Annotated in this window: 13 protein-coding genes; 6 read left to right on the plus strand and 7 right to left on the minus strand. The window is 57.9% G+C overall.

All coding sequences use genetic code 11. The features are described 5' to 3' along the window. The 3 genes from ACGVKB_RS04205 to ACGVKB_RS04215 form a co-directional block, all read left to right on the plus strand. A partial coding sequence (locus ACGVKB_RS04205; RefSeq protein ID WP_392350031.1) for a hypothetical protein occupies window positions 1-289 on the plus strand: 289 nt, incomplete at its 5' end. Continuing rightward, window positions 286-1,155: a helix-turn-helix transcriptional regulator gene (locus ACGVKB_RS04210; protein ID WP_392350032.1), complete on the plus strand. Its 870-nt coding sequence runs from the start codon at window positions 286-288 to the stop codon at window positions 1,153-1,155. The genes ACGVKB_RS04205 and ACGVKB_RS04210, both read left to right, overlap by 4 nt. A gap of 109 nt (window positions 1,156-1,264) precedes the next feature. Beyond that, window positions 1,265-1,861 (plus strand): DUF4079 domain-containing protein, encoded by a 597-nt coding sequence (locus tag ACGVKB_RS04215; protein ID WP_392350043.1) that lies wholly within the window; start codon window positions 1,265-1,267, stop codon window positions 1,859-1,861. Here ACGVKB_RS04215 and ACGVKB_RS04220 read toward each other — a convergent pair. Further along, window positions 1,848-4,103, minus strand: a complete 2,256-nt coding sequence (locus ACGVKB_RS04220; RefSeq protein WP_392350033.1) for an ERV1/ALR-related protein — start codon at window positions 4,101-4,103, stop codon at window positions 1,848-1,850. The genes ACGVKB_RS04215 and ACGVKB_RS04220 overlap by 14 nt on opposite strands. Before the next feature lie 41 nt (window positions 4,104-4,144). Further along, a complete protein-coding gene (locus ACGVKB_RS04225) occupies window positions 4,145-4,732 on the minus strand; it encodes a Maf family protein (protein WP_392350034.1) in 588 nt (195 codons plus the stop codon). A gap of 113 nt (window positions 4,733-4,845) precedes the next feature. Here ACGVKB_RS04225 and ACGVKB_RS04230 point away from each other — a divergent pair, with 113 nt between their 5' ends. From ACGVKB_RS04230 to ACGVKB_RS04240, 3 genes are read left to right on the plus strand one after another with little or no spacing between them, the layout of a single operon-like run. After that, entirely contained in the window at window positions 4,846-5,169 is a 324-nt protein-coding gene (locus ACGVKB_RS04230; RefSeq protein ID WP_392350035.1) for an Npun_F0494 family protein, read from the plus strand. 2 nt (window positions 5,170-5,171) lie between these two features. Then, the gene (locus ACGVKB_RS04235) at window positions 5,172-6,680 is read left to right on the plus strand and encodes a cobyric acid synthase (RefSeq protein ID WP_392350036.1); all 1,509 of its coding nucleotides are present in this window, start codon (window positions 5,172-5,174) and stop codon (window positions 6,678-6,680) included. Then, window positions 6,677-6,916, plus strand: a complete 240-nt coding sequence (locus ACGVKB_RS04240; protein WP_392350037.1) for a 2Fe-2S iron-sulfur cluster-binding protein — start codon at window positions 6,677-6,679, stop codon at window positions 6,914-6,916. The genes ACGVKB_RS04235 and ACGVKB_RS04240 overlap by 4 nt, the downstream gene beginning before the upstream one ends. On the opposite strand, the gene cbbX is transcribed toward ACGVKB_RS04240, so the two are convergent. From cbbX to ACGVKB_RS04265, 5 genes are all read right to left on the minus strand, one after another. Next, window positions 6,877-7,803, minus strand: coding sequence for a CbbX protein (cbbX, locus tag ACGVKB_RS04245; RefSeq protein WP_392350038.1), 927 nt, complete (start codon window positions 7,801-7,803; stop codon window positions 6,877-6,879). The two genes, ACGVKB_RS04240 and cbbX, sit on opposite strands and share 40 nt — an antisense overlap. A gap of 19 nt (window positions 7,804-7,822) precedes the next feature. Beyond that, window positions 7,823-8,479: a TauD/TfdA family dioxygenase gene (locus ACGVKB_RS04250; RefSeq protein ID WP_392350039.1), complete on the minus strand. Its 657-nt coding sequence runs from the start codon at window positions 8,477-8,479 to the stop codon at window positions 7,823-7,825. 118 nt (window positions 8,480-8,597) lie between these two features. After that, entirely contained in the window at window positions 8,598-8,840 is a 243-nt protein-coding gene (locus ACGVKB_RS04255; protein WP_392350040.1) for a 4a-hydroxytetrahydrobiopterin dehydratase, read from the minus strand. A 41-nt stretch (window positions 8,841-8,881) separates the two neighbouring features. Next, entirely contained in the window at window positions 8,882-9,994 is a 1,113-nt protein-coding gene (locus ACGVKB_RS04260; protein ID WP_392350041.1) for a hypothetical protein, read from the minus strand. Between the two features lie 54 nt (window positions 9,995-10,048). Beyond that, on the minus strand, window positions 10,049-10,228 hold a 180-nt coding region (locus ACGVKB_RS04265; protein ID WP_392350042.1), incomplete at its 5' end, for a CO2 hydration protein.

A 10,228-nucleotide genomic window follows, 5' to 3' on the forward strand; every position in this document is an offset into this window, starting at 1 on the left:
AGGAGACCAAGCAGTCCACCTAGCCGCTGCACCATCGATGGTGCATAGATCGATGAAGCTACAAACACTCCTGAACGAAATCTCGGTCTTAATCGATCACCACGGCCCAAATTCCGACGTGGCAGCATTTATCTTCACAGAAAATGATGTCAAAGAAATCTCCACGTCGGTGTCGTCAGCGGATGTCCTGAACGACTTCATGCATCACCACACAACCGCCATGTCTGGCGCCACGATCGAAGACTTTTTGCTTGAGGAGTTCCAGCGCTGTGTCAGGAGGGAGTCTTGAACTTCTCAGGGCGCTTGGAAGCCGTCCTCGAGGGAACGGGCTCCTTGGGGTACCAACTCAGAGGAACCCAATTGGATGGCGGTCGCATCGACACGAACATTCAAACCGCCACAGCAGGCTCAGCCTCGTTCTTCCGCGTTTTTGTCGATCGGCGCTGCCTGTTTGCCGGGCCCGAACCATCCGGACTGCTGGCCTTCACCTTGCTTGAAAGCGGCGACTGCAACACCAATGGCATCGCAGTCAATACACAACGCATGAGCACCTATAGCTCCAACGAATTGCACGTGGTCCATATCGGAGGCGCCCTGCGCAGTCACCTGCCGGCGAAGGCCTTCCGAAAGCGACTCCTCCAAATGAATGCCTACCGCGCTCTCGACGTGCTCGACTCCGCCGCAGGCCTCCAACTCAACACGCAGCAGAGCCAGGATTACAAACGTCTCCACCAAGCCGCGCTACGCCACCAGCTCTCGGAGCTGCAGTTCATGGATTTCATCACAGCGCTTCTCGAGAACGGCGACGATTCACCGATTGAACCCAAAGGGACCGCTCTTCTGCAGCGGCTGGTGCATCTTGCCCACACCGAAGCCGAGGCCGAACCTCTTTCTCTGATGGAAGTTTGCCGTCATCTCAACATCGGCAAGACAACGCTCTCAGAACATTGTCGAACCACCTACGGCATGGGAGTGATGCAGTTTCTGAGACACGTCCGCCTGGAACAGGCCCGGATTGCTTTGGCTCATCCCGGTCACGGCTGGTCTGTCGATGACGTGCGCATGCGATACCGCTTCAGCAACCGAGCACGGTTCGCAGCCAACTACCAGAAAGCCTTTGGTTACCTTCCGTCGGCAACACCGAAGCGGCCCTGAGCCAAGCAACGGGCCCAAACATGGGGCTCTGCTCTGAAGGGGATCAGGCAGGGTAGGGAGCAGCCCAACACGCGTCGTGTCTGATCAGGTCCTCAGCCTCCATAACTGGATGGGACTGGTGCATCCGGTTCTGATCATTTTGTTTGTCTATCCCGTGGTGGGCGCCACCATTCGGCTGGGCATCCTGGCCCGAGAGAAACGGCTGGATCTCAACCCCATTGCAGCCACGGTGCCCACGGAGCATGCCCAACATGGTGCATGGGTGACAGGGGGCGTTCTCCTGGCTGTGCTGATTGGACTCAGTCACAGCCTGCTCACAGACGCCCACACCGTCATCGCGCTACTGGGGCTCTCGGCCCTTGTGATGCTCAGCTATGGACGACTCCTCGCCACCCGACTGGCCTGGCAGCGGGGGCTCTGGGCACTGGCCTGCGGTTGCGGCTTGCTCCTGCTTGGCTTGCATCCCAGCGTGGAGCGCCTGAGTGATCAGCCCTGGACGCTGTTGTTCTGGCAATCCCATTTCTGGATGGGATGGCTGCTCAGCGCCTTGCTCCTCGCCAACACCGCCTTGCAACCGCTGATCGGAATCAAGGCGAACGTTCGCGTGCTGCACATCAGCATCAACGTGGTCATTGCGCTACTGCTGGCCATGCAGGCGATCTCGGGCACCCGCAACCTCCTCTTGATGGGCGTCAGTCTTCCGTGAACAGTCCGCTGCGGGCTAAGACTTCCTCCTCATGGGTGAAATGTGGAGACTCCAACTCCAGGGACGGGTTGTAGCGGTAATGGTCGTGAAGGAAACAGGACTGCAACACCGCTTGCTCCACCCCATCGATGGCAAGGCCAGCACGATCCCTCACCTGCCGCTGGGCCTCCAGATCCCCGGCATGCAGCGACTGCTGCAGTTCATCACGAAGGATCGACAAGTGTGCGGCACTTTTGACCACGCCATAAATCCGTTGAATCCGCTCCCGGTGGATCAAATCGACCCCCAAGGTTTGCGCACGTTCGAGCTCTGAATCCAAACTGGGCCAGTAGCGCGATGTGTAATAAGCCGACTGATCTTTGTGATACCAGGCCTCTGATCGCGCAATCGAAGACGACACGGTGTTGTGCAGCTTCCAGAGGAACAAACGCAGAGACTCGGCATCAGACACGCGATCCAATTTGTCCTCCAGGGACACTTCCATCGATTCAGTCACCTGATCAGATCCCAACAGCAGATATTCGATCGGATACATCGTCACTTCCCGATTCCTCACCACATAGCGATTGAGATGAAAGCGGCAATATGGGCAGGGATACATCGTGGCCAGACAGGCAAAGAACGTTTTAAAGGCCTGGATTGATTGGCTCTGCTGAGGCTCTGACTGGGCGGCAATCAATTCAGCACTGGTGTGCATCAATCGCCAGGTGGGCGGACCAATGAAATATGGAAAACTCACCCGCATCTGGCTCGCTTCCACGTCATGACGACCGACATGCAAATCCAGGAAGGCGACGTACTGACACAGGAAACCCGACTCACGGCCGAACTCCTCACGTTCCCGTCGTTTCTGAACACCATTTAAGTAATGTCGCGTCAACTCCCAGGCGCGACGAAGTTCCTTCTTCACCGTCAAAGACGCACGGTTAAACGCCGCTTCCGTGGCATGGCCGTAGTGCTCAAACTCCCCAGCCGCTCGACGTTCCGAGAACCACTGATTCAGATCGGCATCATCCGCTTGATCCCAAGCCTGGAGATCAGCCTTGGTTAACACCGCGCTGGCCCGGAGTAGCAGGGGCATGAACTCGTCGTACCAATAGGCGGTTGGCATGATCGAGCCAGCAAAACGACTGTCGTTGGCATCAACAATCACCCGCTGCCAAGTCTCGCGATAGGGACGCTCCGATGGCTGTTTCTCGTGATCCAGATCGGCGGTGATTTCACGATGATCATCCAATTGCCGCAAGCGGTTCAACTCATGGAGCTGCAGGTCTTCATGGCTGACCTGATCGGGATGATGGCCGTGAAGAGCAGACGTCAACAACACTTCCAACACCACCATCAGAATCTGATGGTGATGATCCAATTCAGTGAGCTCCTGTTCGAGCTGGCCTTCAGCAGCCTCCATCGCTGGGGTATGGGGGATGGTCTCCCAGTTCGCCATCCGCTCCTGTAAATCTTGTTCAGCTTGGTTCACAGAAGAACGCAACTGCTCGAATGGTTCTTCCGCTCCAGACTCAACAATTCCAAGACTGAGATACAAATCAATCGCAGCATTCACGAAGCGAACAAAATCCGTAATCGTGTATGGCAAGTCATAGGCACGCAGGTGCGTTTCTGAATTCGCCGAATAACTTTCCCGGAAGCTTCGATAGGCAGCACCCTGAAGCAGGCGAAAGAAACCGATTTGCATTTGCAAGGACGACGTGCCCTGCAACTGCTGTTGATCAAGTTGAAGTGACGAGCGACCCGCAGACGGCGGTGGTGGCGATGATGCGCGGGAGCCGACACCGCGGTGCAGCCCGGCATAGGCGCGGGGGTGCGATTCAAAACCGTCGGGCAGGTAGGCCAGCAGATGGTCGCGTTGGATCTGCTCAGATCCATCCTGTGCCAGCTCGAGGGTGATCGCCTCTGCGGTCTGTTCCGAGACCTCGAACAGTTGGAGCAGGCGCGCCAAAGGTGCCAGGGAAATCCAACCATCGGAGTCGGTATCCAGCAACCGAAACGCTTCCGAGGCTTTGACCTGATGGTCACCCAGCTGCAAGGCCAGCAGCCAACGCCACTGCTCCTGCTGGAGGGTCTCGAGCGTCAGGTGATGGGTGATCGCGGCCGAGGTCAGATCGTTGATCGACAACTCAGCCCCCAAGGCACTGGCCCGGTGGCACAAATCATCGAGAGCAGCCCCCTCGGACGGGACAGCAGCAAGAAGCTCCTGAAAGGCACTGGTCGACAGAGCTGGCACTGCGTCCTTGGGCGGAGATTGTCAAATTAGAAAGGGCACATTCACTCGGCAGCCAGAGCGAAACACTCCGCAAGTGCCTGACGCAGCCAGGGCAGGCTGAGTCCGATCACGTTGGAATAACACCCATCCAGGGCCTCGATGCACAATCCACCCCGCCCCTCAAGGGCAAAGCCACCCGCGCACTGCAAGGGCTCACCGGTCGCCACATAGGCCTCAATCTCAGCCGTGCTGAGTGCCGCAAAGCGAACACCCGTCTGCACACAGGCCAGCCGAGGCGACTGTCCGGCCCGCAGGAGGCAATGGCCGGTCAGCAAGTCACCGCGATGGCCCGCCATCCGTGTCCAGCGCTGGATCGCCATCGCAGCGTCCGCGGGCTTGCCAAACACCACACCGTCAAAGACCAGCACCGAATCACACCCCAGCACGGCATCCACGTCGGAATCACGCTCCGGATCCAGACCATCGAACACCGCTTGCGCTTTGGCCTCTGCCAGCCGCTGCACCAGCTGAGCGGGGTCGTGATCATGAATCCGGGTTTCATCCACACCACTGACACGAACCCGATGGGGGATCGCAGCCTGTTCGAGTAAACGCCGGCGGGCAGGAGAGGCTGAGGCGAGCAGAAGCACCGGACAACACAACGCCGAACAACACTCCGTAGGCTGCCAGGGACGGGAGCTCAGCCATCGCTCACCCCAACGACCTGCTCGACCAACGCAGTCACCGGCGTGCCAAACGTGCCATGCGCTGCCTGCCGTTTGCCAACAGCCTGTACAGAGATCTGCAGTGCCTAGGGCTGGATGCTGCGGGGCTATGGCTGCAGCGTGACCGCCATAGCCGTGACCAAAACTGGCCTCGCAACCCCGAGGTTCTCGAGGACCATCTGCTCTGGCTGATCCATGTGGGTGTCCTGCGCCGCGAAGTCGACGGCCAGGGGTTGACCAGTCGTTTCCGGCTCACCCCCCTCGGTCGGCAACTGCTGGATCGCCATCCGCAGCTGCTCGACACCCCCGCGCCTCTCTCCGACCGCCTGCGCAACAGCTTGCGGCGGATCTGGCCCCATTAGCGATGCGCGCGAAACAGCCATTGATGGTGCTGGGGACCTCCAGTGGCGCCGGCAAATCCCTGATGACCGCTGCCCTATGTCGGGTGCTGCAGCGTCGCGGCGAACAACCGCTGCCCTTCAAAGGGCAGAACATGAGCAACAACGCCTGGGTGGATGCCAATGGCCATGAGATGGCCTACTCCCAGGCGATGCAGGCCTGGGCTGCGGGTCTGGAGCCCTGCTGCGCGATGAATCCCGTGCTGCTCAAACCCAGGGGAGACAGCACCAGTGAGGTCATCCATGGCGGACGAAGCGCCGGCACCGCCCGAGCCGAGCACTATTACCGCGACTGGTTCCGACCGGGCTGGGATGCCATTCGTGGGGGATTAACGACCCTGGAAACCCGTTGGCCCGAGGGACGCTTGGTGCTGGAGGGTGCCGGGAGCCCCGTGGAAGTGAACCTCCAGCACCGCGATCTCACCAACCTGCGGTTAGCCCAATACCTCCGGGCCAGCTGCATCCTGGTGGCCGACATCGAACGCGGGGGCGTTTTTGCTCAGATCATGGGCACCCTGGCTTTGCTCAGGCCGGTGGAACGGCCTTTGATCAAAGGCCTGCTGATCAACCGTTTTCGCGGCCGGCGGGAGCTCTTTGACGAAGGGCGCAACTGGCTGGAAGCACAGACCGGTCTTCCTGTGCTGGGGGTGATGCCTTGGCTGAACGAACTGTTTCCGCCGGAAGACTCCCTCGATTTGCTCGAGCGACGACCCAAACGGGGTGACTGCGATCTGGAGATCGTCGTCCTTCGCCTGCCGTCGCTCAGCAACTTCTCGGACCTGGACCCCCTTGAGGCGGAAGCTTCGGTGCGGCTGCGTTGGGTCAACCCCGGAGAGAACCTCGGCGATCCCGATGCCGTGATCCTGCCTGGCAGCAAACAGACCCTGCGGGATCTGGAGGCCATCCGACAGGGCGGCCTCGACACACAACTGGAGCACTACGGACTGGGTGGCGGCACCATCCTGGGCATCTGCGGAGGCATGCAGCTGCTCGGCACCCGCCTGGAGGATCCAGCGGGCTTGGAGGGCGGCACCGGGAGCGGCGCGCCTGTCACCGGACTGGGGCTGATGAATCTCAAGACATGCTTCGGGGAGGGAGAGAAGGCTCTCCGGCAGCGCAGCGTCAGAGCCCATTGGCCGTTAGCAACCACCATCAGTGGCTTTGAACTCCACCACGGAGCCACCGAAGCCGGACCGGAGCTGCAGCCCCTGACCGACGCCGAGGGGCTTGGCTGGTGGCAAACCACACCGACTGGCGGCCACGTGATCGGCACCTATCTCCATGGTGTGCTCGACAACGGTCCCTGGCGACGGCAATGGCTGAATCAGCTGCGAGGGCGCAAGGGACTCAACCCGTTGTCGCTGGACCAGGCCCACCACCGCGAGCATCGTGAGCAACTGCTCGATCGCCTCGCCGACGCCTTCGAGCAGCATGTGGACCTCACTCCACTTCTCACAACACAGCCGAGGTCATGAGCACCATTTCCGTGCGTTGGCCGAATGGCCGGATCACCACAGAAACCGTTGGCAGCGATTGGTTGCTCCGTGCCAGCAAAGCCGGCATCGCGATTCCAACCGGCTGCCTGGGCGGAAGCTGCGGGGCCTGTGAAATTGAGGTGAACGGCAAGGTGGTGCGCGCCTGCATCAGCACCATTCCAGGATCGAAGTCGGGTCAACTCTCGGTGGAGTTCTCAACCGATCCCCACTGGTGATGCCCCTCCACTTCCCCTTGAAACACACGACTGGCGCGAATATCAGCGGCTTCGATCGTGATTAAGTCGTCCCTACTCAAGGGAGACTCCATCCGAGCGAACAAACGATTGGCCTGCCGGAGACGGGCGCGATCCAAGGCATTACGGATCGAACGGGCATTGGCGAAGAACGGAAGCTGACGGCGGCGGGAGACATAGTCCTCAAAGGCCGTCAGACCTGAAGCGCTGAAGCTGTAATGCTGATCCTTCAGCAACAGATCAGCGATGGCCATCAACTCTGAATCGCTGTAATCGGGAAACTCAAGATGATGGGCAACACGGGAAGATAGTCCCGGGTTGGAACCATAAAAGGCATCCATCCGATCTTTGTAACCGGCAAAGATGACCACAAAATCCTTGCGTTGACGCTCCATTTCCTGCAACAGGATTTCAATGGCCTCAGCGCCGTAATCGCGTTCATTGCCGGGCTTGTAGAGGTAATAAGCCTCATCGATGAACAACACACCGCCTTGGGCCCGCTGAATCATCTCCTTGGTTTTTGGAGCGGTATGGCCGACGAATTGGCCGACCAGATCATCTCGGGTGGCGGTCACCACGTGTCCCTTTCGGAGGTAGCCGAGTCGGTGCAGAATCTGCGACATCCTCTGGGCCACCGTGGTTTTGCCGGTTCCAGGGCGGCCGGTGAACGACATGTGCAAGCTCGGTGCCGTGCTCGGCAGATCCAACTGCTGCCGGGCCTGATCAACAAGCAGCAGTGCCGCAATCTCACGAATCCGCGTCTTAACCGGCACCAGACCGATCAACTCACGGTCCAACTGATCAAGGACTTCGGCCACGCCAGAACTGGCATAGGCGGCAGCGAGGTCAAACGACTGGTCGTTGGTCATCCGTGGTGCCTGCCCGCCTTCACACCAATCTGGCTCGATACAGCACCCGATTCATATCGCTGAAATCGGTCCGGGCATGCAAGGCATGCCAGTTGTCGCACAACAGCACATCGCCGGACAGCAAGCGCACACGCTCCGAACGGGGGGATGCCTCCAGTGCGCGCTCAAAGGCCTGCGCCAATTTGAGATCGGCATCGTTGTCACAAACGATGTTGTCAATCCTCCAGCGCATGGTTCCGTCCTCACGAAAGATCGCCGATGGCGGTGACACGTCTGGAACCGAATCGGACTGGAACACCTTGGGAACAGACCAACGCCAGACGGCTTGTTTCAGCCGATCCACTCCGGCACTGCCCAGGGCCTCAAAAGCGACGGCAAGGGCGTCCTCCCGAGCAATCAAGAGATTGTCTCCACCCTCAACTGCCGGGGTATCGCAGGCAAGAACGAACACGCGTTCGGGATGATGATGGTATTGAGAATCGGTGTGGAAGCAGGCCGGTCCAGCGATTTCGGAATAGGTACCAGCGTTCTTGCGAGGTTTCACCAACCAAGCTCCGATCCCGCCATCACGCCGGGAAAGCTCACCAAATCCCTCAGCAAAAGCCTCGACCGCTTCGGCCGTGACCGGATGGGTCAGGACTCCACGAAAGACCCGCCACCGAACTGATGACGACAACCCGTCCACAGAATTTAAGTATCAGATCACACCCTAAATCGGGTTGAACGCGACCGCTGTCGGAGATGGCATCAAGAACACATGCATGTGTCGGATGCACATCTCAACGCCACCAGGATCAAATCAAAGCATCGATCTCAGCAGCGAACGCACGGTCGACATCGCTCAGTGCAGCAGCCTCATCGTCGGGCCGCAAGGTGATATTCACATAGGTCCGACCAAAGCTGATGTCGGGGAATCGCTGCGTCGCCTCGCTGTGCTCCCCGAGCCGATCGAGAAAATCGCGGGTGGCGTCGTAGCTATCAAACTCGAAACGTCGTTCCAGGCAGACCGGCCGCTTGCGTTCTTGCCACTGATCCATGACCAACTCTGGGCTGAAAACAACTTAGGTGACAGACCAGCTCAGACAAACCACAGCACGAAGGGGGCCACAAGCAAGGCCACTGAAATACCACTGGCAAGGATGCGCTGGTGATGGCGCATGCGCACAGCAATCTCCGGCTGAACACCTTCAGATGCGCCATAACAACGGTTGACGCAGTACACAGATTGCACAAGGACAATCACGGTGACCAAATAAGCAAAAACAAACAATTGATCCATATAAGTAAGATATTTAAGGCCCTGGGGAAGCGTGCTGTGCCAGCGGTCCTGAAGAACAGCAAGAACCAGAAGAATTGAGGTTGGAATACTGATTTTTTGAGCTGAAACCTTAAAGCTGACAACCAGAGAAAAAATCACCGCCGCCATTGCTGACGCCAGGGGCAAGAACAACCTGACAAACGAAGGGCCAATCGATCGCCGGAAGTGAAGTTCCCATTGCAGCTGCGAGTAAGCAAGCCCATCAACATCATGCCCCCAAGACGTTTTCGCATGCCAAAACAAATTTTTTGAATTCAACCCAACAAAGCGATACCCCGGCAAACTGACACGATCCGAAACAAAAGAATCACGCTCGTCAATACTCAAAAGAAGTCGTTCAACCGGAAACTTCGTTCGCACCTCGATAGGAAGGTAGATCGACTCAAAAGGGAATTGCCTGTAATCAACTGGATGCATCTTAAATTTCGAAGAAAAATCACCCGCTTGGTAAGAAGTACGACCAGAATAAGAGTATGGATTACCGATTTTTTTGGCGAAAGACTGATCCCCTTCCGAGATCGCATTGGACGAATAAATAAACCCCGAATCGATGGAAATTGTCTTGTCCGGACCAAGCTCCTTCCAGCGCCCCTGGCTCGCATCGTCCCACTTGCCCCAAATCTCGCCATCAGCGGAAAATATGCCCAGAGAATGGTCCACGCCATGCAAATTTCCGACAAACAGGCCAATCTCTAGCCTGGAGGCATCCTTTTGGCCGTGTAAATCAGCAGGCCGATAAACTTCATTCAAAACCCTTGTACTGACCAAATCAATTCTGGAACCGATCGCAAAAATCGTGATTAAAGACCCCAGAAAAAGAAGTAAAAAGAATCGATGAAAATATAATCTGAACAAGCGCCGAACGAAGTGCATTGTTCGACAAGAAGCCTGCATCCTCTTCTTAGCCAGGCTTCTGGACGCTGTCGATCAGCCTGGCAACAACGCGACCCGTTGGCAGCCCATCAGCCGTCCAGACCAAGCCTCGGCATAGGCACGGTTGGCCGCCTGTTGCTCTGGATCAGTGGTGTCCAGAGGATGCGGCATTGTGCCAGCGATCGCACCATTGGTCACGCAGAACATCGACTTCTGGAAGCTCACACAAATCTG

This window comes from Parasynechococcus sp., from assembly GCF_042954325.1.
GTDB lineage: Bacteria > Cyanobacteriota > Cyanobacteriia > PCC-6307 > Cyanobiaceae > Parasynechococcus.

What these genes read in the sequence shown, in the direction of transcription:
- ACGVKB_RS04215 (WP_392350043.1), top strand. Translation starts at nt 1,265, where the DNA reads ATGGGACTGGTGCATCCGGTTCTGATCATTTTGTTTGTCTATCCCGTG.
- ACGVKB_RS04230 (WP_392350035.1), top strand. Translation starts at nt 4,846, where the DNA reads ATGCGCTGCCTGCCGTTTGCCAACAGCCTGTACAGAGATCTGCAGTGC.
- ACGVKB_RS04235 (WP_392350036.1), top strand. Translation starts at nt 5,172, where the DNA reads ATGCGCGCGAAACAGCCATTGATGGTGCTGGGGACCTCCAGTGGCGCC.
- ACGVKB_RS04240 (WP_392350037.1), top strand. Translation starts at nt 6,677, where the DNA reads ATGAGCACCATTTCCGTGCGTTGGCCGAATGGCCGGATCACCACAGAA.
- cbbX (WP_392350038.1), bottom strand. Translation starts at nt 7,803, where the DNA reads ATGACCAACGACCAGTCGTTTGACCTCGCTGCCGCCTATGCCAGTTCT.
- ACGVKB_RS04255 (WP_392350040.1), bottom strand. Translation starts at nt 8,840, where the DNA reads ATGGATCAGTGGCAAGAACGCAAGCGGCCGGTCTGCCTGGAACGACGT.
- ACGVKB_RS04260 (WP_392350041.1), bottom strand. Translation starts at nt 9,994, where the DNA reads ATGCACTTCGTTCGGCGCTTGTTCAGATTATATTTTCATCGATTCTTT.